Origin of the sequence: Streptomyces fuscichromogenes (genome assembly GCF_014645815.1) — a bacterium.
Taxonomy (GTDB): Bacteria; Actinomycetota; Actinomycetes; order Streptomycetales; family Streptomycetaceae; genus Streptomyces; species Streptomyces fuscichromogenes.
Map to the genome: position 1 here is coordinate 367081 of NZ_BMML01000005.1, position 25159 is coordinate 392239.

Genomic DNA, 25159 nt, shown 5'->3' on the forward strand with positions numbered 1-25159 from the left:
ACCACGTACCAGGCACCAGGCGTCAGGGGGGCAGGCACCACGCACCAGGCGTCAGGCGTCAGGCGTCAGGGGGGGGCAGGCACCACGCACCAGGCGTCAGGCGTCAGGGGGCAGGCACCAGCCACCACGCACCAGGCGTCAGGCGTCAGGGGGCAGGCACCAGCCACCACGCACCAGGCGTCAGGCGGGCTGGAGGAGGTGTTGATCGGCGTTCGGTCTCAGGCGGTGGGTGGGTTCAGTCGTGTCAGGAACTCCGCCAGCGCCTCGTTGAACTCCTCCGGTCGTTCCAGGTTCGGGAGGTGGGCTGCTCGGTCGATGACGCGGAGGGTGGCGTCGGGGAGGAGGGCGTGCATGGCCTCGGCGGTGGAGACGGGGGTGTACGTGTCGTCGCTGCCGACCACCACCAGGGACGGGACCGTGACCTTCGTCAGCAGCGGGCGGTAGTCGGGGCGTTCGGCCCGGCCGCGCAGGGCCGCTGCCGCGCCCTTCGGGTCCGTGGCCGCCATCATGCGGTGGACGTGCGCCTTCACGTCGGGGTGGGCGTACGGGGCGACCATCTTCTCCAGGACCTCGTCGGCGTAGCCGCGCATGCCCTCGCGGAGCAGTCGGCGGGCCATGGCGTTCCGGTCCCGTCTGCCCTCCGCGGTCTCGGGGTCGGGGAAGGTGTCCGCCAGGACCAGGCCGCGGACGCGCTCGGGGCCGAGGCGGTCGTAGCACTCCATCACGATCTGGCCGCCCATGGAGAGACCGGCGAGGACGCAGGCCGGTACGTCCAGTGCGTCGAGGAGTTCCTCGATGTCCGCCGCGAAGCGGGAGAGCGGGGTGATTCCGGGGGTGACCGGGGAGGCGCCGTAGCCGCGCAGGTCGGGGGCGATGACCCGGCGGGTGCGGGCGAAGACGGTCGCCTGGGGGTGCCACATGGTGCGGTCGAAGGGGTGGCCGTGGATGAGGAGGAGAGGGAGAGGGGTGGGGAATTTTTGATGGCAAATGTCGTTGTGGTCATCGTATGTGAGGAAGGGGGGCATGTGGTCGACCCTAGAGATCCGCCGCTCCTCGGTGCAATAGAATCTTTGCCCTCGGTGCAATGAGGGCGAGGGGGACCGTGGACGACTTCCGGGGGATCGCCGACCGGATCGCGTTGGACATCGCGCGCGGGCGGCTGCGGGCCGGGCAACGGCTGCCGCCGCAGCGGGCGTTCGCGCGGCGGCACGGGATCGCCGCCTCCACCGCCGGGCGGGTCTACGCCGAACTCGTGCGGCGCGGGCTCGTGGTGGGCGAGGTCGGCCGCGGGACGTTCGTGCGGGCCGCGCCGGTCGCGCCGCAGGGGCGGGCGCTGGTGGAGGACGGTGCCGCGGCCCGGGTCAACCTGGAGCTCAACTACCCCTCCGCACCGGGGCAGTCGCAGTTGCTGGCCCCGGCCCTCGCGGCCCTGCTCCGGCCCGAGGCGCTCACCGACGCCCTGCGGCCGGCCGCCGCCGACGGCACCCCGCAGGCCCGCGAGGCCGCCGCCGAACTGCTGGCCACCGGAGACTGGCGGCCCGATCCCGGCCGGGTCCTCTTCACCGGCAACGCCCGGCAGGCCGTCGCCGCCACCCTGGGGTCCCTGGTCCGGCCGGGCGACCGGATCGGGGTGGAGCCGCTGACGTATCCGCTGGTCAAGGAGATCGCCGGGCGGCTCGGCGGCATGCTCGTCCCGGTGCGGACGGACGAACACGGGCCCGTCGTCGAGTCGCTCCTCGCCGCGCACCGGTCCGCGCCGCTCTCCGCGCTCTACCTCCAGCCGACCCTGCACAACCCGACGTCGCTGACTGTCCCGACCGAGCGTCGGCTGCAACTCGCGCGTGCGGTCAGTGACTTGGGGCTGCCGGTCGTGGAGGACCAGATCTGGTCGTTCCTGCACCGGGGCCCCGAGCCGCCGCTCGCCGCCCTCGCGCCCCGGCTGGTGCATCTCGTCGACGGGCTCTCCAAGCGGGTCGCACCCGGTCTCACCGCCGGGTTCGCCGTCGTACCGGAGGGCCGGGTGGACGCGGTGGCGGCCGCCGTGCGGTCCGGGGGGTGGAGTGCGGGGGCGTTCGCGCTGGAGGCGGCCGTGCGGTGGATCGGGGACGGGACGGTGGGCCGGCTGGTGTCGGCCAAGCGGGAGCAGGCCGCGCGGCGGCAGGGGCTGGTGCGCGAGGTGCTCGACGGATTCGCCGTACGGGGTGATCCGTCGGGGTATTTCGCCTGGTGGGAGCTGCCGGAGCGGTGGCGGGCCGACAGCTTCACGGCGGCCGCGGCGGCCCGCGGGATCGCGGTCACGCCCGGTACCGCGTTCCGCGTCGACCCGAAGCGGACGCCGGACGCGGTACGGATCGGGCTCGCGTCGGCGGCGGAGCCGGAGCTGGCGGGGGCGCTGCGGACGCTGGCGGGCCTCGCGGCACAGCACCCCTGAGGGGACGGCGGCCTCGCCGGGTCAGTCCAGCAGGCCGTCGTAGTCCGGCAGCTTGTAGGTGGTGTCGGCGTAACCGCCGCTCAGGTCCGTCGTGTTGTTGCCGATGTTGGCGACGATGTCGTAGCCGTTCGCCTCGATCGCCTTGCGCGAGGAGGTCTTGAAGTCGGCGACGGACTCGGTCAGCAGCTGGGCGACCGTGCGCGCGTACAGGCCGTCGACCGTGTAACCGACCGACGTCAGGTTGGACTTGGTCACCAGGTTGAACAGGTTGCTGCGGGCGCTGACGAAGAACACGCTGACGCCCTTGGCGTGCGCGTCCTGGGCGAGGGCGAGCACCGGCGGGGTGGCCGGGGTGCTGAAGCCGGCGCCCTCGAAGTAGGTCTCCAGCGAGGTGTTGTCGATGTCGAGGACGATCGCCAGCTTGGCGCCGGAGGTGTTGGCGGCGGCGCGGCCGTCGATGTAGGTCTGTGCGGGGCCGGTGACGGCGGCGACGTCGGACAGCCACTGGGCCTCGGTGACGGTCGAGTCGGCGGCCTGCGCGGGCAGGGCGGCGGCGAACGACAGGGCGAGTCCGGCCGTGAGGGCGACGGCGGCACGGCGCACGGTGAGACGGTTCATCGGGTGGGGGCTCCTCAGCTCACGTCGACGTCGGCCACCGGTGTTCCGTACCGGTGGCCGTCGTTCCGCCACGGTGGTCGGCCCGGACGCCCGCCGTGTGACCGCCGGAGAAGCGGCAGGTTACGTGACTGTCATGTTCTGGTCAGAAGACTGTGAATCCGCCGTGAGGGAAGCGGAACCCGGCGTGTCGGCGACCGGTTCGTGCTCCGCGGGCCGGCGCCGCCGGAGCCGGCCGCCCAGCCACGTCAGCGCGGCCACCGCCAGGCCGAGGACGAGCAGCAGCCAGGAGACCGTGCGCAGGGTGGACGTCAGGGCGTCGTAGACGGCGCCCGCGGCCGGGTGCGAGACGTCCGGCGGCAGGTCGGCCAGGGTGAGCCGGCGGCCGACCGAGAGGGCGAGGCCGAGCAGGCCGCCGCCCAGGGCCGTGCCCAGCGCGGTCGCCGTGACGGCCCGGCGGCGTCGGACGGCGAGGGCGATGCCGCCGGCCGCGAAGACGACGGCCGCGACGGGAAGCCAGAAGCCGGCGACTTCGAGCACGTGGAACCCCTTCCGGAGCTGGTCCAGTTCGGCGGCCGGGAGGACGGCGACGGCCGTGTGCTGGACCGGGATACGGGCCGCGAGCGGCACATGGTCCTGGGTGAGCTGGTCCTTGACCTGGGCGGTGACCGGGGCGAGGTCGACGGTCACCGGCTCCTCGCGCTCGTCCTGGAGCGCGCGCAGCACGGCGTCGTGGGTGGCCCGGTTGCCGGCGTCCCAGGCCAGCCGGAAGGCCCGGGTCTGGGTGAAGGAACGGACCGCCTCACGCACGAACGGCGCCACCGTGCCGCGCATCGGCAGGCCGACGTCCACCTCGCGCATGATGCCCTCGCCGACGGTGTCCGCCACCGCGTCCCGGACGTCCGGGTCGTCGGCGAGCGGTGCCATCGTGCTGACGTACTGCCCGGTGTCCGCCAGCCCGTACGCCGCCCAGGCCGCGAGCGCGCCGAACGGCAGCAGCAGGCAGGCCAGCACGATCAGCAGGGCCGACAGGGCGCCCCGGAGACGTGCGGGCGGTGCCGGCCTGGGGGGCACGGGGGGCACGTCTCCAGGCAAGCCCCTGGCGGCCGGTCAGGCGAGCGGGACGACTGCATTCGGGGGTGTCGCGGGGCGCAGGTCGAGCCGAACGGGTGGGCCCCGGCCGTGGCGGCCGGGGCCCGTCCGTCGAGGTGGGGTGCCGCTACCGGATGCGGTGTCCGGCCGCGTCCTCGTGCGTGTAAAACCGGTAGAACATCACGATGAACGTCACCGCCGCGACCGCGAGCGACATCGCGACGGACCGGAGGATCGAGTCGCCGCTCTGGCTGTACAGGAAGCCGAAGGCGACGCCCATGAACGCCGTCCACACCACCGCGTGCAGTTCCCGACTCAGGCGTGGGGCGAAGGTCAGCACGCCGAACAGCACCACCGCGAAGACGAGTGCGGTCAGGAAGCCGAACAGCAGGTTCCAGCCGGTGATGGGCCCGCCCATGCGCCGGTTGGCCGCGGCCCAGTAGCCGTAGATCAGCCCGGTCACGACCGGGATGGCCACCCGGGCCCTGGCGTGCATCTGTGCGCTGAACACGTCGGGCGTACGGCCGCTCCGGGGCATACCGCCGGACGTGGGTGCCGCTTGAGCCATGAGCGTGCTCCTCTCTCCTCGCCCCCACCCTCCAGAGCACACCTACGGGTATGGCCTGGCAAGTCGGTCGGCACGCAATTCCGCATCCCGTACGACATGCGGTGCCCGCCGGCCCGTGTTTCCCTGGCTGTCGTGACCGATCGCCTGGGCGGCGCCGCTGCCGTTGCTCGCCGGGATCACGGCGGGCGACCTCGCCACCACGGAGCGGTTCCGGATCGTCTCCTGGATCGTCCTGGTCCCCGGTATCGGCGAGTTCGGTGCCGCCGCGTGGCGGGTGTGGAGGGAAAGGCCGGCTGTGGTGTTCGCTTTGCAGGCGCAGCGGTTACCGTGCTGGCGTAAGTGGAAACGGGGAACAAAGGGGGAGGGCACGATGCCCGGAACCGTGCTGCTGCTCGCGGCCTCGCCGACCGGCAAAGCGCGTCTGGTGGACGCGGCCTCCGTGCTCCCCGTGCTCGCGGCCGTGCCCCCGGCGGTCCTCTCCGGCACCGAGACCGCCAACGTCGTCGAACTCGCCGACCCCCTGGAGCCGCAGGCCGTGCTGACCCGGCTGCGGGCCGCCGCGGCCGCCCCCGGTCCGCTGACCGTGTTCGTCACGGGCCAGCTGCACCTGGACCGCAGGCAGCGGCTGCCGCACCTGGCGCTCGCCCGGACCACCCCCGCCACCGTCCGCTACACCGCCCTGCCCTGGCACTGGGTCCGGGAGGAGCTGCGGTTGCGGCCGGCCGGGGCGACGACGCTGGTGCTCGATCTGCACGCGGATCCGGAGACCTGGGAGCTGTTGCGCACCGCGCCCCTCGACTCCGGGCGGAACAACGCCGTGCACGGGCGGATCGCGCCGCCGCCCGCCCGGCGGGAGGTCCGCCCGCCGTCGTACATGAAGGCCGTGGCGACGGTGCTGCGAAGCGGGCACCGGCCGGCGATGGCGGAGCTGCACCGGCAGGCGCTCGCCCGGCTCGGCCCGGAGCTCGCCTCCGACCTGCTGCTCAGCACGCACACCCCGGAGAGCGGCGATCCCCATGACGCCATCAGCGGGGCCGTGCGGAGCGGGCGCCACGCCGAGGCGGACGAACTCGCCGGCCGCTGGGAGGAGGCCGCCGCGCGGGCGCACGGGCCGGCCTCCGAGGACGCCCTGCACTGGTCCGAGGTACGGGCCGACCTCGCCATGTTCGCGGGGGACGCGGCACGCAGCTGCCGTACCTGGCTGACCGTGGCGCGCGCCCGGCTGGCCGCGGGGCAGCCCGCCGACGCACCGGCCGTCGAGGCGGCCGTGGACCGCGCCCACCACCAGTGGGGGGCCATCAAGGACCCGGCGCGGGCCCGTGAACTCGGACCCGCGCTGGCGGAGTTGAGACTGCGGGTGCCGGGCCGCCGGGAGGGCGCGCTGGAGAACGTCCAGCAGCACCTCCGGCAGCTGCAGACCAGCTGAGGCCCGGCACGCGGCTAGCTCGTGAAGGTGAAGTACTTCCAGGCGCCGTACGTCGTGGAGTTGACGGTGTCGCCGGACGAGCCGTTGATGTAGTCGGAGCGGACCCGGAAGCGCCAGCCCACGTCCTCCTTGTGGTTGCCGGTGAACTCGACCTGGGAGACGCCGCTGGTGGCCAGCGCGAAGTACTGCGAGGTGTCCGAGTACCACGTGCCCTGGTAGTAGACCTGGAAGTCGAACCGCTGGGCCCGGCCGCCGTAGTACGGCATCTTGGTCGTGAACAGCGGGTTCTTGGTCTTGTGGAAGTAGTAGTAGGTCTGGCCCCAGGCCTTCTTCGTCTTGTACTGGCGGCTGACCGCCATGGAGACGCTGACCTTCGCGCCCACCGTGCTGGACACCGACCGCGACTGCCAGCGGGCGTCGCCCGCGAACTTCGCGGTGACCTTGGTGTCCCGCTTGAGGTCGAGGACCACGGACAGGTTGCCGTGCGAGTCGACCTTCCCGGACTTCGCCAGCTTGTTCGGCTTGTCCGAGCCGAACGGGTCGGCCCAGATCTCCACCGTGCGGTTCTTGTACGTCGTCCCGAGATGGGCCGTGAACTTCACGTCCTTCCCGTACGAGTACACCTTGCCGTTGTTGTTCAGCGTCAGCGTCGGCTTGGCGCGCGAGACGTCCACGGTGTCCTTGGCGGAGGCGCCCGTGTGGTCGGCGTCGCCCGCGTAGGAGACCTTGTACGTCACCTTGCCGCCGGCCGGCGGGGTGTCGGCGAAGGAGTAGCTGCCGTCGGCCGCGACGGTGGCCGAGGGCAGCGCCTTGCCGTTCGGGGAGTCCAGGTCGGTACGGGTGACCGTGACCTTGGTGCCCGCGGGCAGTGCGACGGCCGAGGAGAGCTTGCCGGTGACGGTGAGCTTCTTGGCGCGCGTCGCCGACGCCGGGGCGTTCACCGTGAGGGTGGTGGCGGCCTTGGCCGGGCCGTCGTACTCGCGCAGGGAGTACACGCCCGCGTCGTTGGACGTCACCGCGAACAGCCGGGTGCCGTCCGGTGCCCAGGCCAGGCCGGCCGGGGCGAGGGTGTCCGCGCCGCTGGAGTTGCCGGTGTTCGGGAAGTCGTACGTGTGGACGGCCTCGCTGCTGCCCGGGTGGAAGATGTAGACGTCCGGGTCGTACCAGGCGAAGCTGCCGGCCGCGACCGTGCCGTCGGGCGCGATGGCGACGGAGTTCGGGTAGGCGGTGGTGGTGTACTTGCCGTCCTCGGCGAGGTCGGACGTCCGGTACACCTGGTGGTAGTACGGCGCTCCGCTCGCCACCACGACGTCCTTGCCGTCGGGGGTGACCTGGAGGTCGCTGACGTTGCTGCCGTCGGTGCGGATGTGGGCCTGCTGGGTCGCGGTGCCCGACGACACGTCGTAGCTGGTCAGCGCGGCGGGGCTGGTGTCCTCGTCGCCCGCGACCAGGACGTCGGAGCCCGGCGCGGCGTCCAGGATCGGAGCCGAGTACCAGCTGTTGTCCTGGTTGAGCGTGACCTCGTGCTGGTCGCCGGTCAGGTCGACCGAGCCGATGTTGCCCTCGGCGGCACCGCCGTAGCCGAACCAGAGCTTGCCGCCCGCGAGCGCGACGCTGCGCGGCTTGTCGCCCACCTGGTAGCGGGTGGTCTCGGTGTCCGTGCCGGTGTCGATGACGGCGATCGCGTCCAGGTCCCGCACGGCCGCGTACAGCGTGCCCGAGTCGGCGGACAGTTCGAGGCCGGTGACCCCTGAGAAGTCGGTGCTGAGCTGCTTGAGCACCTGGCCCGAGTAGTCGGTGACGACGATCTTGCCGTTGCTCGGGTCGCTGATGAAGACCTGCTGGTGGACACCGTCGACGACGATGTCACCGGTCGACCTGACCGGCAGGATCGCGGTGGTGTCCGCGAAGGCGGGCGTGGCGGCCAGGGCCGCGGAACTGAAGAGAACCGCCAGGCTGGTGGCGGCCGTGACGGTGCGCATACGCACGGTGATTCGAACCCCCCGGATCGAATGAAGTGGCACCACGGAACGCGGCCCACGCATATGAGTGTGCTGTGGGCCGCGTGTGGCGGATCTGATGAAGACTAGGTCATGCCACTGACAATCGGCATCCGGGATTCCCGGGGCGGCTCAGGCGGGCTCAGGCGTACGGGTCGAAGGTGATCGCGCTCGGCTTGGCCTTGTTGAGGTGGTCGTCGAACTTGGCGTCCTGGAGCGGGAGGTTCGCGTCGCCCCAGTCGGAGGCGTTCAGGATGTCGCGCAGGTTGGACGCCATGTTGTCCCAGGTGAGGAGGTTCTCCTGGTGCCAGGCGGCGTCGTCGTTCTCCGGGGTCTCGCCCCACTTGGCGAACCGGAAGTCATGGGTGCTCAGGCCGTCCTTGTGGTAGACGACCTGGACGCGCTGGCCGCTCATCGGCACGTCGGCGACCGCCTCGGTCTCGAAGTCGCCGTGCTGGGAGGCGGACAGGTACGACGGGTAGTCGGCGCCCTGCTTGACCCAGACGACGATGCACTCCCAGTCGTGGCGGTGCCCGATGCCCGGGGAGGCCTCGTCCTTCTCGAAGTAGCTGGCGTAGATGATCCCGCACCAGCCGTTGTTGCACTTGGCCCGCGAGTAGGTGTTGGCGTGGTCGAGATGGCCGGTGCGGCAGCTGCCGGTGATGGAACCGGTCGGCTTCAGGCCGCCGTTGAGGTTGCCGTCGGGGTCGATGGCGGCGGCGGGGTAGCAGCTGTCCGTGTCGTAGTCGTACAGCGGCTCGAAGAACTTCTGGAAGGTGGTCGCGTTCTCCGGGAGGTTCTGCAGCACGCCGGCGGAGGCGCTGAAGGGGAGGGCGAGGGTGAGCGCGGCGGCGCTGCCCGCGACGGCGGCGGCACGGCCGAGGCGGCGGGTCCTGGTTCGGGACATCGGGGGGCTCCAGTCGACGGTCCGGGGGGTGTGCGGGTGTGGTGACGCGGTCCGTTGGTACGGTCCTTTCGTCCCGGACATGACATCCGGGTGCGGGAACCAAGATTGGCAAGTTGAGCGTTCAATGGAAGGGCTTTCCGTCAAACAGGGAGCGGCAATTCGCGGAACTGATCAACGAGCGCGCACAGCGTGAAGCCCCCGGCGGGACAGGGGGAGGGTCCCGCCGGGGGCGATCAGGGGGTGAGGGCGGTGCGGGCGGTGCGAGTGACGGGGCGGCGGCCCGGTGGCGCGGGCGGGCTCCTAGCGGCCGGTGGTGTGCCGGGCGGTCGCCGCGGCGGGCGAACCGGGGGAGCCGTCCGTCGCTCTGGCCGGGCCGGCGTTGGCCGCGGTGATGAGCGCGGCCACGGCGATCACGGCTGCCGCGACACCACGGGCGACGGGGGTCCCCCCGATCGAGCGGATTCGAGACGGGGGGAGTGCGGCGGGGCTTGCGGTGGGGCGTGCGGATGTGCGTCCGGGCACGGCGACCTCGCAACGACAGGGGCGGGTTAAGCACGTTTAATTCGCGGTTTAACCTAGGGGTAGGCAGAGCTCAACGGCAAGAGGCACAGGGGGAGTTGGGGGGCATGACAAGATGCAGGAACGGGACGATCCGGAGACCATAGGCCGACGGGTGCAGCAACTGCGCACCGAACGCGGTCTGACCCAGCGGCAGTTGGCCGAACCGGCCTACACACCCGCCTACATCTCCACGCTGGAGGCCGGGCGGGTACGGGCCTCCGACGAGGCGTTGCGGCATATCGCGGGCCGGCTCGGCGTCGGCTTCGAGGAGCTGGCCAGCGGGCGACCCGCCCACCTCGCCACCGATCTGCGGCTACGGCTCACCGAGGCGCAGCGCACCCTGGCCAACGGCGAGGCCGAGGCGGCCGCCGCCCAGTACGCCGCCCTCTTCGAGGAGGCGGAGGCGCACGGGTTCGCGGTCGAGCAGGCCACCGCGCTGCTCGGGATGGGCGAGTGCGCCCTGGACACCGGAGAGCTCGGGCGGGCCAGGGAGTTCTTCGAGCGGGCCGAGCTGTGGACGGCCGGAGAACCGCTGCCGGTGCGGGTGCCCGCCATCCGCGGCCGGGCGGTCAGCCACTACCTCGCGGGTGAACTCCGGTACGCCGTCTACCTCCTGGAGACCACGCTCGACGAACTGAACCGCGGCGGCCTGCACGACCCGGACGCGCTGCTGCTCCTGTACGCCTCCGCCATCGGCCCGTACATGGACATGGGCGCCCACGCCCGCGCCGCCCAGGCCGCCGAACTCGCCCTCGCCCTCGCCCCGCAGGCCGGCGACCCCGCGCTGATCGCCCGGATGCACCGCTCCGTCGCCCGCACCCTGCTCGCCGAGGGCCGGGTCGCCGAGGCCGACGCGTCCCTGGCCAAGGCCGCCGAGCTGTACCGCCAGCTCCAGCTCCGCACCGAACTCGCCAACTGCCACTGGATGCGTGGCTACGTCTATGCCCAGAACGGCGAACTGGAGCGTGCGGAGAGGGAGTTGCGGGAGGCCCTCGCGATGCTGTCGGAGACCCGGGCCGCCCTGTACCGCAGCCAGGCGGCGGTCGAACTGGCCGACGTCCTGCACCGCCGGGGCAAGTCGGACGAGGCCGCCGAACTCCTCAACGACGTGCTCGGTGACTTCAACTCCGAGCGCGGCGCGGTCCATTCGGCCGCCGCGCACCGCCTCCTCGGCATCATCGCCGAGGACGCCCGGGACACCGAGGCGGCTGAGGAGCACTACGTACGGGCGCTGAGCCTGCTGGAGCGGGCGGGCGCGGCGGGCGACCTGGCCGACCTGTGCCGCCTGCTGGGCGACCTGCTGCGCCGTACCGGCCGGGTGGAGGCCGCACTGGACGCCTACCGCACCGGACTCGGCCACCGTACGGCCCCGGGCACGACCACCCTGGGACCGGCACCGGCACAGCCACCGCTCTAGGGCCGAGCGGGCCCGGCAGCCGTCCCGCGATCTGCCTGCCGGCCCGCACCCGGCACACAGCCTCCTCCGTGCCGACCGACAGCCCCCGTCACTACCGTCCCCGAAGTGCACAACCAACGGACGGTCGGCGACGGCCTGCGTCTCCTGACGCGGGCCGTCGTCCACGTGGTCCTCGGCGGCACCGCCCTGCTCGCGACCGCGACCGTCGTCTCCTTCCTGGGCCCGACGCTGGCCCTCGACCTCTCCACCCCGCCGGTCGCCGCCTGGTGGACCGTGTTCACCGCGGTCGCCGTCCAGGGCGTCCCCTTCCTCCTCCTGGGCACCGTCGTCTCCGCGGCGATCGGCGCCTTCGTCCCGCAGCGGGTCCTCACCCGCCTCCTCCCCCGCAACCAGGCCCTCGCCGTTCCCGCGGCGGCGGCCGCCGGCGTCGTACTGCCGGGCTGCGAGTGCGCGTCCGTCCCGGTGGCGAGCAGCCTGATGCGCCGCGGGGTCGCTCCGGCCGCGGCCCTCGCGTTCCTCCTCTCGGCCCCGGCGATCAACCCGGTCGTGCTGGTGGCGACCTCGATCGCGTTCCCCGGCCAGCCCAGGATGGTGCTGGCCCGGCTGCTCGCCTCCCTCGGCACGGCGGTGGTGATGGGCTGGCTGTGGGCCCGGTTCGGCCGCGACGACCGGCTGCGCCCGCCGCGCCCCACCGGCGACTCCCGGGCCACCGGCCCCCGCGCCTTCGTCACCGGCCTCCAGCACGACTTCCTGCACGCCGGCGGCTTCCTGGTGCTGGGCGCGGCGGCCGCGGCGACGTTCAACATCGCCGTGCCCCGATCCGTCCTCGACGTCTTCACCGGTTCGGCCTGGACCGCCGTCCCCCTGCTCGCGCTGCTCGCCGTCGTGCTGTGCGTGTGCAGTGAGGCCGACGCCTTCGTGGCCGCCTCGCTGAGCGCCTTCCCGGCCACGGCCCGGCTGGCGTTCATGGTGGTGGGCCCGATGGTCGACCTGAAGCTGATCGCCCTCCAGGCGGGCACCTTCGGCAAGAGCTTCGCGCTCCGCTTCTCCTCGGCGACCTGGCTGGTGGCCCTGTCCTCGTCCGTCCTGGTGGGCTGGTGGCTGCTGTGAGGCGCCACGGCGGCCCGGTCCTGCTCTGCCTCGTCGGCGCGGCGGCCCTGCGGATCACGCTCTTCGGCGACCTGTACCTCCGTTACGTCCAGGCCGCCCTGCGCCCGTACCTGATCGCGTCCGGCATCGCCCTGATCCTGCTGGGCGTCACGACGGCGGTGCTGCGGAGCCGTACGACGGACCCGGACGACGAGCAGGGCGAGGACGACGAGGAGGGCGAGGGCGGGCACGGGGACGAGGGCGGGCACGGCCACCACCACAACCACGGCCCCGCCGGTCCCCGGATCGCCTGGCTGCTCACCCTCCCGGCCCTCGCGCTGCTCCTCTTCCCTCCCCCGGCCCTCGGTTCCTACAGCGCGGGGCGCGAGGCGGCGCAGCGGGCCGCGCAGGGGGTCGGGGCGTTCCCGGCGCTGCCCGCCGGGAACCCGGTGGAGCTGACGCTCGCCGCGTTCAGCTCGCGGGCGATCTACGACAGCGGACGCTCGCTGACGGGCCGTACGGTCCGGATGACCGGCTTCGCGACGCACGGCTCCGGCGGCACCTGGTACCTGACCCGGCTGATGGTCACGTGCTGCGCCGCCGACGCGACCACCAGCAAGGTCGAGATCCGGGGCGAGGACGCGCCGCCCACCGGCACCTGGGTGACCGTGACCGGCACCTGGCACCCCAAGGGCGGGCTGGGCTCGGACGCGGCGTGGCCGCCGGTGCTGGACGCGGGGTCGGCGAAGACGGTGCGGCAGCCGTCGGACCCGTACGAGACCCGTTGACCCGTTGGCCCCTTGCCCCCTTGGTCCTTCAGGCCTGTGCCCGTCCCTGTTCCCTGACCTGGGCGAGCCGTTGGACGCCGATGTCGAGGGCCTGCTCGGTGGTGTCGTCGGGGAGGGTGCCGAGGGCGCCGGCGGTGAGGACGATCGCGTCGTCGCCGACCCGGACGACGGCGACGTCGAGGGTGAGGGTGGTGGGATCCTCGGCGGCGGAGGGCTGCGCGGTGAGGGTGATCCGCAGCCCCTGGCGCGCGTCGCCGAAGCCCTGGAGCCCGGCGTCGGTGACCTGGACGGCCTCGGTCCCGGCCGCGGTCGTCTGCGCGGTGAACCGCCCGCAGGTGCCGGGCAGGGTGCGCAGCCAGGCCAGGGTCCGGTCGACGTCGGCGGAGCGGCCCGCGTCGACCTGGTAGCGGAGCTGGGCCGCGTCGTCGCCGTCGTCGAGTGAGGTGACGGCCTGCGGGCCGGCCGGAGCGCCGAGCAGTTCGTCGGTGTACAGGGCTTCGAGGAGGCGCTGGCAGTCGGCCTGCCCGGTGGCGGCCTTGAGCAGCCCGTCGTGCCAGGTGGCGGTGGAGTCCGCCGCCGTCCACGGCACGCCCAGGTCGCTCTCGCCGATCAGCGCGGCCTGCGCCTGTGCGGCGGTGAGCGCCGGGGTGCCGGGTGAGGCGGCCGGGCTGGCCGGGCCGGCGGGGGCGGGCCGTTCGGCGGCGGTCCTGCCGGCGGCCGGCGCGGAGGCGGGAGCGGCGGCCTTCGGCGGCCCGGCGGCCGTACAGGCGCTGACGGTGACCGTGACGGCGGTGAGGAGGCCGGCCATCACAAGGCCGGAGGCGCTGACTCTCATGACGGGGTCTCCCCGGGAACCAGAAGCGGCGGAACACGTGCTCCCACGGCACCACCGGTCGGGCCCGGCCACCACCGCTCCGGTCCGTCCGGGTGAGCGGTGGGCCGGTCCGCCGCCTCGGCACCGCCGCGAGGTGCGGGCCGGTCAGGTGAGGGTCGTGGCCGCCCGGTGGAGTTCGGCGAGGTGGCGGTGGGCCAGGGCGGGGAAGGACCGGCTGTTCGCGGGGGTGATCCACTGGCCCCAGGCCGCGCTGAACGCGCGGATGCCCAGGTCGGCGGCGAGGCTCGCGGCCGGGTCGGGCACCCCGCGCTCGCGCAGTGCGTCGGCCAGGGCCGCCGCGAGGTCGAGCTCCTTGAAGGCCAGGCGTTCCCGCAGCTCGCCGTGGCCGGCGACGACCGTGGCGAGGCGGGGGGCGAACTCCCGCTGCTCGGGAGTGAAGGAGGCGGTCAGGGCGTCCAGGCCGGCGGTGACCGCCCCGAGCGGGGTCGCGTCGGCGGGTGCGGCCGCGACGCCCTCCGCCAGCAGGCGGCGGTGCTCCTCCTGCCCCGCGAACAGCACCTCGCGCTTGTCCGGGAAGTGCCGGAAGAAGGTCGTCTTCGTCAGCCCGGCCCGCTCGGCGATCTGGGCGACGGTGGTGCTGTCGTACCCCTGCTCGCAGAACAGGTCGATCGCGGCTTGCACGAGGCGCAGTCGTGCGTTCGGTTCCCATCGGGCCATGGGGACAGCCTAGGTGATGTGACTCGGTACCGTCACGGGGGTATGGTGACGGTACCGAGTCACATCACCTGCTTCTCGTCCCTCGGGAGAGTGCTGTCATGCGTGTTTTCGTCACCGGCGCCAGTGGTCACATCGCCTCTGCCGTCATTCCCGAACTGCTGAACGCCGGGCACGAGGTCGTCGGCCTCGCCCGGTCCGAGAACTCCGCGGCGGCCGTGAAGGCGCTGGGGGCCGAGGTCCGCCGCGGCGACCTGGCGGATCCGGACGGCCTGCGGGCGGCCGCGGCCGAGGCCGACGCCGTCGTCCATCTCGCCTTCGACCACGCTGCGATGGCCGCCGGGGACATGGCCGGGGCGGCGGCGACCGACCGGGCCGTGGTGCAGGCCTTCGGCGAGGCGCTCGCCGGGACCGGTAAGGCCTTCCTGGGAGTCGGCATGGGCCACGGCGACGGCAACGAGCACCTCGGCGCGGCGTACAGCGCCAATCCGAGGATCGCCACGGTGCGACTGTTCGGCGAGTTCACCGGACAGGGGGTGCGTACGGTGCTCGTCGGGATTCCGCCGGTCGTGCACAGTGCTCGGGACCGGGACGGGTTCCTGCCGATACTGATCCGGATCGCGCGGGCCAAGGGCGTCTCCGGCTACCCCGGGGACGGTTCCAACCGGTGGTCCGCCGTGCACACGCTGGACCTCGCCCGGCTCTACCGGCTGGCGCTGGAGAAGGCGCCGGCGGGCGCCGAGCTGCACGCGGCGGCCGACGAAGGGGTCGCGGTGCGGGACATCGCCGACGTCATCGGGCGGCGGCTGGGGATTCCGGTGCAGAGCGTTCCGGAGGACCGGCGCGACGAGCACTTCGGGTTCTTCGGGGCGTTCGTGTCGCGGGACATGCTGGTGCGCAGCGGGCGGACCCGGGAGCTGCTGGGGTGGCAGCCGGTGGAGCCGGGACTGGTGGCGGACCTTGAGCAGGGGCACTACTTCGCGGGGGAGTGAAGCGGGCGGGATGAGCCGGCGGACCGGTGCGCAGGCGTTGCGGCCGGTCGCGCCCACCCGGCGGAGCCGCACATCGGCACGGCCCGCGCCCCGCGCCCCGCGGGCCGGTGGCCGGTGGCCGTGGCGTCGGTCGAAGGACTCCGCCCGCTGAAAGGTTCGCTCGGGCGCCTAGAGTCTGAGCCGACGGAAGGAGCCCCCCGTGGCCGGTCAGCGCATCCCCGTGATCATCGACTGTGACACCGGTGTCGACGACGCCCTCGCCCTGCTGTTCGCCGTCCGCCACCCGGGGCTGGAGCTGCGGGCGGTGACCTGTGTCGCCGGGAACACGGACGTGGACGGGGTGGTCCGCAACACCCTGACCGTGCTGGAGCAGGCCGGGGCCGGGGACGTTCCCGTCGCCCGGGGCGCCGAGCGGCCGTTGATCGAGGCGGCGCGGTCGGCACGGCATGTGCACGGGGCGGACGGGATGGGGGACCTCGGGCTGCCCGCACCGAGCCGGCGCCCCGCCGACGTCGACGCCGTCACCCTGCTGCGCCGGGAGATCCTCGGCTCGCCCCGCCCGGTCACCCTCATCCCCACCGCGCCGCTCACCAACATCGCCCTGCTGCTGCGCATCCACCCGGAGGTGACCCGGAACATCGAGCGGATCGTGTTCATGGGCGGCGCGGTCGCCACCGGGAACGCCACCCCGGTCGCCGAGTTCAACGTCTGGCACGACCCCGAGGCCGCCGCCGTCCTGCTCACCGCCGGTGTGCCGATCACCATGTACGGCCTGGACGTCTTCCAGCGGGTGGTGGTGCCGGGAGAAGAGGTACGACGGCTGCGCGCGAGCGCGGAACCGGGGGCCCGGCTCGCCGGTGAGCTGCTCGCGCACCGGCCCGCCGCCCCGGACCCCGACGGCGACGGACCGGACGGTGACGACTCCGCCGGCGGGCTCGGTGACGCGGGCGCGGTCTGTGCCGTCGCCGATCCGGGCGGTCTCACCACCCGGCTCCTGCCGGTCGAGGTCTCCCTCGCCCCGGGGCCGACCCGGGGGCAGACCGTCGTCGACCGCCGCCCCCGCCCCGGCGAGGCCGAGATCCACGGCGGTGCCCGCGAACAGGCCTTGGTGGACGTGGGGTTGGACGTGGACGTCGAGCGGTACGTGGAGCTGTACCTGGAGACCGTCGGACGGCCGTAGGGCGCGCGGGACGGCCGGAGAACCCCCGGCACGGCGGCACCGCCCCCCGGCCGAGTGCCGCGCAGTGGGAGGGAGACGTCCCGGAGCGGGCCGCGGGCCCTTGCCAAGCCGGGCGCCGCCCTGTGTGTCCGGCCTCTGTGCCGGGCCGGTCTCGATCGTCAACCGTTCGTAACGGAGCGGGAGTCGGGGAACGCCGGGGCCGGGGTGGCCCTCCTGGAGTGCGAGAGAAGGACCGGCCCGACGCGCCCTGGGGGACCCCTTGAGACGGAAGACGAGAACGCGGATACGTGCCTGCCTGGCGCTGACGACCACGGCGGCGACGGTGAGCCTGGCCCTCACCCAGAGCGCCTCGGCGAACGCGCCGCACGCGTCCCCGCACGCGTCCCCGCACGCCTCCTGGGCCGGGTCCCGGCCCACCGCCGGCCACACCCTCACCCTCGTCACCGGCGACCAGGTCACCGTGGACGCCAAGGGCGGGCTGATCGGCATCCGGCGGGCCGCGGGGCGGGAGCACGTGCCCTTCCAGACCCGGACCGTCGGCGGCCACACCCTCGTCGTGCCGGCCGACGCGGCCGCCATGCTCGCCGCCGGGAAGCTGGACCAACGGCTCTTCGACGTCACCGAGTTGAACAAGGAGCGCACGGACCAGCGCAACGGCCTCAAGGTCATCGTCGGCTTCCGGGGCACGGCCGCCGCCGCCCGTGCCGACGTCCGGGACGCGGCCGCCGTGCGCCGTACTCTCCCCTCGATCGACGCGGAGGCCGTCCGGGCCCCGAAGCAGCACACCGGCAGGCTCTGGGACGCGGTCATGGACGGCGCCAGGACCGCGCCCGGTGTCGCCCACGTCTGGCTGGACGGCGTCCGCAGGGCGAGCCTCGACAAGTCCGTGCCGCAGATCGGCGCGCCGACCGCCTGGAAGGCCGGCTACACCGGCAAGGGCGTGAAGATCGCCGTACTGGACACGGGGGTGGACGCGAACCATCCGGACCTCAAGGGGCAGGTGGCCGAGTCCAGGAACTTCTCCACGTCCGCCGACACGGACGACCACTACGGGCACGGCACGCATGTCGCGTCGATCGCGGCGGGCACCGGCGCCGAGTCCCACGGCAGGTACAAGGGCGTCGCCCCCGACGCGAAGATCCTCAACGGCAAGGTGCTCGGCGACGACGGCTCCGGCGACGACTCCGCGATCCTCGCCGGCATGGAGTGGGCCGCCGACCAGGGCGCCGACATCATCAACCTCAGCCTGGGCGGCACCGACAGCCCCGAGGTCGACCCCCTGGAGGCCGAGGTGAACAAGCTGTCCGAGGAGAAGGGCGTGCTGTTCACCATCGCCGCCGGCAACGAGGGCGAGGACGGCGACGGGACCGTGGACTCACCGGGCAGCGCGGCCGACGCGCTCACCGTCGGCGCGGTCGACGGCAAGGACGAACTCGCCGACTTCTCCAGCCGGGGGCCCGCGGCCGACGGTTCCGTGAAGCCGGACGTCACCGCGCCCGGTGTGGACATCACCGCGGCCGCCGCGCCCGGCTCCGTCATCGACAAGGAGGAGGGCGAGAACCCGCCCGGGTACCTGACCATCTCCGGCACCTCGATGGCGACCCCGCACGTGGCCGGTGCCGCGGCCCTGCTCAAGCAGGAGCACCCCGACTGGAAGTACGCCCGGCTCAAGTCGGCGCTGATGGCGTCCGCGAAGGCGGGCGACCACACGCCGTTCGAGCAGGGCTCGGGGCGGATCGCCGTGGACAAGGCCATCGAGCAGACGGTGCTCGCCGAGCAGCCCTCGCTGAGCTTCGGCGTCCAGCGGTGGCCGCACACCGACGACACCCCGGTGACCAAGCAGCTGACCTACCGCAACCTGGGGACGAAGGACGTCACGCTCGCCCTCGCCGCGTCGGTGAAGAACCCCGACGGCGGCACGGCCCCGGCCGGGTTCCTCAAGCTGACCGCCACCTCCGTCACCGTCCCCGCGGGCGGTACGGCCTCCGTCGGGGTCCGGATCGACACCCGGCCGGGCGGCTCGGCCGACGGCGCCTACTCGGGGTACGTCACGGCGAGCGGCGGCGGGCAGAGCGTGCGTACCCCGATGGGCGTGCAGCGTGAGGTGCAGTCGTACGATCTGACGCTGAAGTACGTCGACCGGGCCGGGGAGAGCCCCGTCCATCTCACCACCCTGTACGGCTACTCCGGGCTCGCCGAAGGGCGGAGCTTCGACTCCGAGACCGGTGAGAACACCGTGACCCTGCGGGTGCCCAAGGGCAGGTACCTGCTCGACTCGCTCAACGTCCGGAGCCTCGGCGCCGACGGGGGCCCGGTGGACTGGCTGACGCGGCCGGTGCTGGACGTCACCCGGAACACCGCCGTCACCATCGACCTCACCAGGACCAGGGCGTCGGACATCACCGTGCCCGACCCGGCGGCCAGGCCGTCGGACGCCTACCTGCAGTACACCGTCGACGACGCGAACGTCCGGGTAGGCGTCGACGCGACCTCCTTCGCCGACCTGCGCACCGCGCACCTCGGTCCGGCCGTCCCCTCGGGGCTGTCGGAGTGCTGGCTCGGCCAGTGGAAGCGGAGCGCGAGCAGCGAGTACGACATCTTCACCGGCTCCCACGTGACCAGGTTCAAGGCGCTCACCCGGCACTACCGGGCGGCCGACCTGGCCACCGTCCGGGCGGGCCTCAGCAGCTCCGTGCCGGGGCGCACGGGCGGCGTCACCCTGTACGGCGAACTCCCCGTCGCGGGGGGCAGCAACCGCAGCCTGCCCATCACCCAGCGGCTGCCCGGCACCCGCACCCTGCACATCTCCACCGGTGACGGCGTCTACTGGGCCCTGGGCTTCGAGCAGTACGCCGCCGAACCCGATGCCGACGGCAACCCGGTCAGCCAGGCCCGGTACGGCGACGACGACGCCCGCACCTACCGGGGCGGCAGGACCTACCGGACGACGTTCGGCGGCCCCGTGATCGCCCCGCGGGTGAGCGACGAGGACGGAATCTACCGGTACGAGAACGAGATCGACGGCGAGCTGCCGCTGTTCGCCGACGCCGCCGGCCACGGGGGTTCCTCCGACTTCACCTCGGTGCGCACCACGCTCTTCCGCAACGGCACCGAGGTCGGCAGCAACACCGACCCGCTGTTCGGGCAGGCGGGCTTCAAGGTGCCGGCCGGCAAGGCGCGTTACCGGCTGTCGACCTCCGTGAAGCGCTCGGCGGGAGTCGCGAGGGACTCGTCCCGCATCGACGCGAGCTGGACCTTCACCTCCCAGAAGGGCTCCGACACGGTCCGGCTCCCGGCCTCGACCCTGCGGATCGCCGCGCGGACCGGCCTCACCGGCCACGCCCCGGCCCACCGCAGGGTCACCGTCCCGGTGACCGTGCAGGGCTCGGCGGCCGGCCGGAACCTCGGGTCCCTCGCGGTGTGGGTCTCCTACGACCATGGCCGCCACTGGAGGAAGCTCGCCGTCGGCCACGGCCGCATCAGCTACCGCGACCCGGCGGTCGGCAGGTCGGTGTCGTTCAAGTACCGGATCACCGACAGGCAGGGCAACGTCTCGGCGGTCACGGTGTACGACGCGTACTACGGCGGGTGAGCCGGCCGCTCCGCCGGAAGCGCCGGCCCAGACCGCCGGCCTCGCGGACACCCGTACGCCCCGGCCGTCGTGAACGGCCGGGGCGTACGGGGACATCCGACGGGATCAGGCGCGGGTGGCCTTCCGGCGCCGGGTCGCGACGACGATCGCGCCGCCGCCGGCCAGCAGCAGGGCCGCGCCGCCGGCGATGTAACCGGTGCTGGAGCTGGCGCCGGTGTGGGCCAGGTCGCCGCCACCGCCGGAGTCGGTGCTCGGGGCCGGCGCCGCGGAGGTCGTCGACCCGGACGGGGAGGGGGACGCGGAGGCCGTGGCGGTCGCCGAGGTCTCCGAGGGCGTCGGGGTCGGGGTCTGCGCGGACGGCGGGGTGGCCGGGGTGGACTCCGGCGCGGAGGACGAGGGCGACGGCGACGAGGACGGGGACGGCGAGGACGACTCGGTCGTCGAGCAGTCCTTCGTACCGCCGTTCCAGGACGCGATCAGCTTGTCCTTGATGACCGCGTGGTCCGGACCGGCCGGCAGGTCGCCGTGCTCGAAGCCGTCGTTGGCGTCCGTCCTGCCGTCGAACTTGGTCGCGCCCCGGTAGAGGTCGATCTGCGCGAAGCAGCCGGCGTCCGGGACCGCGATGTCCAGGGAGTCGGTCTGGCCCTGCTTGACCGTCACCGTGTCGAAGTCGACGAAGATCTGCTTGCCCGAGGTGGCGAAGGAGGGGCCGTGGGCGATGTAGGAGGCGAGCGAGGCGGTGCAGGAGGCGGCGCCGGCGGCGGCGCGGACCTTGAGGTGGACCTTGCCGTCGTCGGTGACCTTCAGGTTCTGGTCGTCGACCTTCACCGAGTCGTAGAAGTTCGAGCCGTCGATCGAGAACTGGCACTTGTCGGTGCCGGTCTCCGTGCCGGCACCGGTGCCGGGGTTGTAGTGGCCGCCGGACTTCCAGCCGTCACCGCCGGGGGCGCTGTTCGCCCAGGCGCCGGACGCGCCGGCGACGGAGGCGGCGCACAGGGCGAACGACGCGACGCCCGTCCCCAGCAGGCGGCGCGCGGTGACATGTCTGGCTATGGACATGGAGATCCCATCCGTGGGGTGCTCATCTCTCGCCGGCCCGTCGCGGCACGTCGCGAAGCGCGGACGGGCAGCGGGCGGGCGGCGGAAGGGCAGCGGAAAGCGAAGAAACACCGAGCTCATTGGTCACATGCGCCACGGTGTGCGGCCCATGGTGGTTGGCCCTGGTGAACCCTGTCAACCTGCCTTGAACCAAGGGCCGTTCGGGCACCATCACAACTCCCTCACACAGGGAACGATCCGCTCCGGCCGGGGTGAAGTTTCGCTTTCTCGGCAATAGGGACAGACTTCTTCTCGGTGTCTCTCCGCCCGATCGGTGTCTCTCAGCCCGAAAGGAACGCGCGTGGTCGACCTCTCCTCCAGGAATCCCGACTGGTGGCGTCAGGCCGTGATCTACCAGGTGTATCCGCGCAGCTTCGCCGACGCGGACGGCGACGGGCTCGGTGACCTCAAGGGCATCACGGAGCGGCTGTCCCATCTGAGCGCGCTCGGTGTGGACGCCCTGTGGCTCAGCCCGTTCTACCCGTCCGAGCTCGCCGACGGCGGCTACGACGTCGCCGACCACCGGGACGTCGATCCGCGCCTGGGGACCCTGGACGACTTCGACGCGATGGCCGCCGAGGCGCACCGGCTGGGCCTGAAGGTGATCGTCGACATCGTCCCGAACCACACCTCGCACCTGCACCCCTGGTTCCGGGAGGCCCTGCTGGCCGGCCCCGGCTCCGCGGCCCGGGACCGCTACGTGTTCCGGGCCGGCCGCGGCGCGCACGGCGAACTCCCGCCCTCCGACTGGCAGTCGGTGTTCGGCGGCAGCGCCTGGCGCCGGGTCCCGGACGGCGACTGGTACCTGCACCTGTTCGCCCCCGAGCAGCCCGACCTGAACTGGGCGCACGACGAGGTCCGCGCCGACTTCCGCACCACCCTGCGCTTCTGGTCCGACCGGGGGGTGGACGGCTTCCGGGTCGACGTGGCCCACGCCCTGGTGAAGGACCTCGCGGAACCGCTGCGGGACGTGGCGGAGTGGGGTGCGACGGGCGAGGAGGCGCTGGAGCGGGTGCCGCCCGGTACCCACCCGTACTGGGACCGCGACGAGGTGCACGAGATCTACCGGGACTGGCGCAAGATCTTCGACACCTACAGCCCGCCCCGCACGGCCGTCGCCGAGGCCTGGGTGCCCGGTGCCCGGCGGGTCCGGTACGCCCGCCCGGACGAACTCGGCCAGGCCTTCAACTTCGAGTATCTGCAGACCCCTTGGGACGCCGAGGCGCTCCGTGCCGACATCACCGGCTCGCTGGCCACGGCCCGTGCGGCCGGTGCCTCCGCCACCTGGGTGCTCTCCAACCACGACGTCGTACGGCACGCCTCCCGGCTGGTGCTCCCGCCGGGCACGGACGAGAACGCCTGGCTGCTGTCCGGCGGTCACGCGCCGCGCGTCGACGTCTCCGACGGCCTCGGGCGCGCCCGTGCCGCCACCCTCCTCATGCTCGCGCTGCCCGGCTCGTCGTACGTCTACCAGGGCGAGGAACTCGGCCTGCCGGAGGTCGCCGACCTGCCCGTGTCCGTCCTCCGGGACCCGATCTGGGAACAGACGGGCCATGCCCGCAAGGGCCGCGACGGCTGCCGGGTGCCGCTGCCGTGGACGACGGACGGACCGTCGTACGGCTTCGGGTCCGGGGGTGCCTGGCTGCCGCAGCCGGAGTGGTTCGGGCGGTACGCCGTCGAGGCGCAGGCCGGTGCCGAGGGGTCCACCCTGGAGCTCTACCGCACCGCGCTGCGACTGCGCCGCAAGCTGCTCGACGGTGAGGCGCTGACCTGGGCCGAGGCGCCCGCGGGAGTACTGCACTTCGCCCGGACGGAGGGCTGGCGGTGCGTCACGAACGTGTCGGACGCGCCGGTGCCGCTGCCGCCGGGCGAAGTACTACTGGCGAGCGTGCCGTTGCCGCATGACGGCACGCTGCCGCCCGACACCACGGTGTGGCTGGGCGCCTGACGGGACTCAGCCGGCGGTGGGGGTCGCGCCCGGAGTCACGTTCACGGCGGAGGTCTGGGTGTTGGCGGCGGCGTTGCCGTCGGCGTTGCCGGTGCCGACACCGGCGCCGCTGCCCGTGAAGCCCTTCTCGCCGGGGAGGGCCGGCGGGCTGGTCGTGCTGTTGACCGGCGGGGTGAGGACGACCTGCGGCTGGCCCGCGGCCGGGGGCGGCGGGGTCAGGTCGACGGCGGGCAGCTTCGGCGGGGTGGTCTCCTGGAAGTTGACCGACGGGAAGTCGACCAGGCCGGTCTGCTCCATCACCGTGATGTGGTCGAGGACCGTGGCGTTGGCCTGGTCGGCCAGGATCCGCACCAGGGTGTTCCGGGTGGTCGAGCGGATCTTCGCGATCGTGTTGAAGATCGACCCGTGCGTGATACGCAGGATGTTGGCGAAGTCCGTGTCGAACTTCTTGCCGGTGTCCGCGGTCAGGGTGTTGACGAACCCCTGCTGCTGCGGAGAGGGCAGATCGGGGATCGTGATGTTGAGCATCGGCGCGATCTTGCGGCAGCTGGCGTCCAGCGCGGCATGGCCGTCGATCAGGTGCTTGCTGGCCGTGATGACCGCCTGGGACTGGCCCTTCTTCAGGCCGAGCTGGCCCACGGGGTACTCCCAGAGCCCGGCCGCCCGCACCTTCACCACGAAGTCCCGGTCGCCTTCGGTCAGCGGGCCCCATTGGGTGTTGGCGATGATCCGGCTGGAGTCGCTGGACACCGTGTTCAGACCCAGCATGCTCGGGTAGGCGAGTGCCGCGAGGGTGAAGCTCAGGGCTCCGCCAACGAACAGCGTTCCCGTCGCGTTCCGCGAAAAGCGCACCGGTTGCCTCCTGCCGGTCGAGGGTCCCGCGCAGGGGCGGGGTCGGTTCGCAGAGGAATACGGATGTCCGGTCGCCGCAAACCTCTTGGTTTGGCAAAGAACTTGTGAGGAGCGGCTCTGCCCGGACCGCCACCGCCCCATGTCTTGGCCAGGAGAGAGTGATGGTTTCCCCTGGTAATAGTGGTCATGACAAAGTCGCGGGCAGGCTTCGCCGCATGCCCCCACAGTCGTTCCCCCGAGTTCCCCGGCTGCCAGGCGGAGCCGCCCCACGGGGTCCCGCCACGCGCCCGGCCCTGCCCGTACTGCCCTACCGCAAGCCCACCAGGGGCCGCGACTACTGGGTGTTCGACGACGTCCTGCCGGACGTGGACGCCGTACGGGAGCGGTGCCTGGCGAAGGACGACTGGGTCCAGGGCTATCCGTACACCTCGGAGACCTGGCCCGGACTGCGCACCATGCCCGGCCTGGAACCCGCCGAACTCGCCGTCGTGGAAGAGCTGGTGAAGAAGGCGACCGGGGCCGGGAAGCTGTGGGTGCAGCAGGCGCCCGGCGGCGGCACCCTCAACCACAACTGCGTCCAGGTGGTCGGCGAGGGCGAGAGCGAGCCGCGCCCGCACACCGACTCGCGGGCGCTGTGCCGGTACGCGGCGGTGCTGTACCTCAACCCCGGGGTGGCCAAGGACTGCGGCACCGCGTTCTACCGCCAGTCGCTGCCCGGCGGCCGGCTCGGCGGCAACATCGTCCAGGCCCCGCACAACAACCTCGTCGAGGCGCTCGGCACGCGGTTCGTGCCCGGCGACCACTTCGAGGAGGACGTGCGGGTCCCGCACAGGTACAACCGGCTGCTCCTCTACAACGCCAACCTCGTGCACAGCGCGACCGGTTACACCGGCAGGACGCTGGAGGAGAAGCGGATGACGGCGGTGTTCTTCTGGATGGCGTGAGCGGGGCACGCCTGTAACAGCGGGCGTGACACGACCACGACGGTCCCGTGACGGCGATCTTCGAACTTCCCTTCCCGGGGCCGCATCGAAAGGGGTGTCCGGCAGAGAGC

Annotated in this window: 20 protein-coding genes; 10 read left to right on the forward strand and 10 right to left on the reverse strand. The window is 72.9% G+C overall.

Annotated features, from left to right (window positions below):
- Nucleotides 1-218: 218 nt before the first annotated feature.
- Nucleotides 219-1025, reverse strand: coding sequence for an alpha/beta fold hydrolase (locus IEZ11_RS13525; RefSeq protein WP_189262934.1), 807 nt, complete (start codon nt 1023-1025; stop codon nt 219-221).
- 77 nt (nt 1026-1102) lie between these two features.
- On the opposite strand from IEZ11_RS13525, the gene IEZ11_RS13530 reads away from it, so the two are divergent.
- Nucleotides 1103-2431, forward strand: a complete 1329-nt coding sequence (locus IEZ11_RS13530) for an aminotransferase-like domain-containing protein (protein WP_189262935.1) — start codon at nt 1103-1105, stop codon at nt 2429-2431.
- A 21-nt stretch (nt 2432-2452) separates the two neighbouring features.
- Here IEZ11_RS13530 and IEZ11_RS13535 read toward each other — a convergent pair whose 3' ends face one another.
- The 3 genes from IEZ11_RS13535 to IEZ11_RS13545 all read right to left on the reverse strand — a co-directional run bounded on the left by IEZ11_RS13535 (nt 2453) and on the right by IEZ11_RS13545 (nt 4706).
- On the reverse strand, nt 2453-3049 hold the full coding sequence (locus tag IEZ11_RS13535) for an HAD family acid phosphatase (protein ID WP_189262936.1): 597 nt from the start codon (nt 3047-3049) through the stop codon (nt 2453-2455).
- A 120-nt stretch (nt 3050-3169) separates the two neighbouring features.
- Complete coding sequence (locus IEZ11_RS13540) at nt 3170-4120, reverse strand: hypothetical protein (RefSeq protein WP_229712994.1); 951 nt, start codon at nt 4118-4120, stop codon at nt 3170-3172.
- A gap of 145 nt (nt 4121-4265) precedes the next feature.
- Complete coding sequence (locus IEZ11_RS13545) at nt 4266-4706, reverse strand: hypothetical protein (protein ID WP_189262937.1); 441 nt, start codon at nt 4704-4706, stop codon at nt 4266-4268.
- A 370-nt stretch (nt 4707-5076) separates the two neighbouring features.
- On the opposite strand from IEZ11_RS13545, the gene IEZ11_RS13550 reads away from it, so the two are divergent.
- Nucleotides 5077-6132, forward strand: a complete 1056-nt coding sequence (locus tag IEZ11_RS13550; RefSeq protein WP_189262938.1) for a hypothetical protein — start codon at nt 5077-5079, stop codon at nt 6130-6132.
- 14 nt (nt 6133-6146) lie between these two features.
- Here IEZ11_RS13550 and IEZ11_RS13555 read toward each other — a convergent pair whose 3' ends face one another.
- Together IEZ11_RS13555 and IEZ11_RS13560 are read right to left on the reverse strand one after the other, a co-directional pair.
- Nucleotides 6147-8114 carry a WD40 repeat domain-containing protein gene (locus tag IEZ11_RS13555; protein WP_373294902.1) on the reverse strand — a complete coding sequence of 656 codons (1968 nt, stop codon included), beginning with the start codon at nt 8112-8114 and terminating at the stop codon, nt 6147-6149.
- Between the two features lie 160 nt (nt 8115-8274).
- Entirely contained in the window at nt 8275-9039 is a 765-nt protein-coding gene (locus tag IEZ11_RS13560; protein ID WP_189262940.1) for an NPP1 family protein, read from the reverse strand.
- Nucleotides 9040-9673: 634 nt separating this feature from the next.
- Here IEZ11_RS13560 and IEZ11_RS13565 point away from each other — a divergent pair.
- The 3 genes from IEZ11_RS13565 (at nt 9674) to IEZ11_RS13575 (ending at nt 12894) form a co-directional block, all read left to right on the forward strand.
- Nucleotides 9674-11017, forward strand: coding sequence for a helix-turn-helix domain-containing protein (locus tag IEZ11_RS13565; protein WP_189262941.1), 1344 nt, complete (start codon nt 9674-9676; stop codon nt 11015-11017).
- A 105-nt stretch (nt 11018-11122) separates the two neighbouring features.
- Nucleotides 11123-12127: a permease gene (locus IEZ11_RS13570; RefSeq protein WP_189262942.1), complete on the forward strand. Its 1005-nt coding sequence runs from the start codon at nt 11123-11125 to the stop codon at nt 12125-12127.
- The gene (locus IEZ11_RS13575; protein ID WP_189263088.1) at nt 12124-12894 is read left to right on the forward strand and encodes a TIGR03943 family putative permease subunit; all 771 of its coding nucleotides are present in this window, start codon (nt 12124-12126) and stop codon (nt 12892-12894) included. Before IEZ11_RS13570 ends, IEZ11_RS13575 begins: the two co-directional genes overlap by 4 nt.
- Before the next feature lie 28 nt (nt 12895-12922).
- On the opposite strand, the gene IEZ11_RS13580 is transcribed toward IEZ11_RS13575, so the two are convergent.
- Both IEZ11_RS13580 and IEZ11_RS13585 read right to left on the reverse strand, forming a co-directional pair.
- Entirely contained in the window at nt 12923-13729 is an 807-nt protein-coding gene (locus tag IEZ11_RS13580; protein WP_189262943.1) for a hypothetical protein, read from the reverse strand.
- A gap of 144 nt (nt 13730-13873) precedes the next feature.
- Complete coding sequence (locus IEZ11_RS13585) at nt 13874-14446, reverse strand: TetR/AcrR family transcriptional regulator (protein ID WP_189262944.1); 573 nt, start codon at nt 14444-14446, stop codon at nt 13874-13876.
- A 98-nt stretch (nt 14447-14544) separates the two neighbouring features.
- Here IEZ11_RS13585 and IEZ11_RS13590 point away from each other — a divergent pair, with 98 nt between their 5' ends.
- From IEZ11_RS13590 to IEZ11_RS13600, 3 genes are all read left to right on the forward strand, one after another.
- Nucleotides 14545-15435, forward strand: a complete 891-nt coding sequence (locus tag IEZ11_RS13590) for an SDR family oxidoreductase (protein ID WP_189262945.1) — start codon at nt 14545-14547, stop codon at nt 15433-15435.
- Nucleotides 15436-15634: 199 nt separating this feature from the next.
- Nucleotides 15635-16615, forward strand: coding sequence for a nucleoside hydrolase (locus tag IEZ11_RS13595; RefSeq protein ID WP_189262946.1), 981 nt, complete (start codon nt 15635-15637; stop codon nt 16613-16615).
- Nucleotides 16616-16874: 259 nt separating this feature from the next.
- Entirely contained in the window at nt 16875-20207 is a 3333-nt protein-coding gene (locus IEZ11_RS13600; RefSeq protein ID WP_189262947.1) for a S8 family peptidase, read from the forward strand.
- 105 nt (nt 20208-20312) lie between these two features.
- On the opposite strand, the gene IEZ11_RS13605 is transcribed toward IEZ11_RS13600, so the two are convergent.
- Nucleotides 20313-21266, reverse strand: coding sequence for an LAETG motif-containing sortase-dependent surface protein (locus IEZ11_RS13605; RefSeq protein WP_189262948.1), 954 nt, complete (start codon nt 21264-21266; stop codon nt 20313-20315).
- A gap of 340 nt (nt 21267-21606) precedes the next feature.
- Here IEZ11_RS13605 and IEZ11_RS13610 point away from each other — a divergent pair, with 340 nt between their 5' ends.
- Nucleotides 21607-23253, forward strand: a complete 1647-nt coding sequence (locus tag IEZ11_RS13610) for a glycoside hydrolase family 13 protein (protein WP_189262949.1) — start codon at nt 21607-21609, stop codon at nt 23251-23253.
- 6 nt (nt 23254-23259) lie between these two features.
- On the opposite strand, the gene IEZ11_RS13615 is transcribed toward IEZ11_RS13610, so the two are convergent.
- Entirely contained in the window at nt 23260-24105 is an 846-nt protein-coding gene (locus IEZ11_RS13615) for a DUF4142 domain-containing protein (RefSeq protein WP_229712995.1), read from the reverse strand.
- Nucleotides 24106-24320: 215 nt separating this feature from the next.
- On the opposite strand from IEZ11_RS13615, the gene IEZ11_RS13620 reads away from it, so the two are divergent.
- Nucleotides 24321-25049 carry a DUF6445 family protein gene (locus IEZ11_RS13620; RefSeq protein WP_229712996.1) on the forward strand — a complete coding sequence of 243 codons (729 nt, stop codon included), beginning with the start codon at nt 24321-24323 and terminating at the stop codon, nt 25047-25049.
- Nucleotides 25050-25159: the final 110 nt, after the last annotated feature.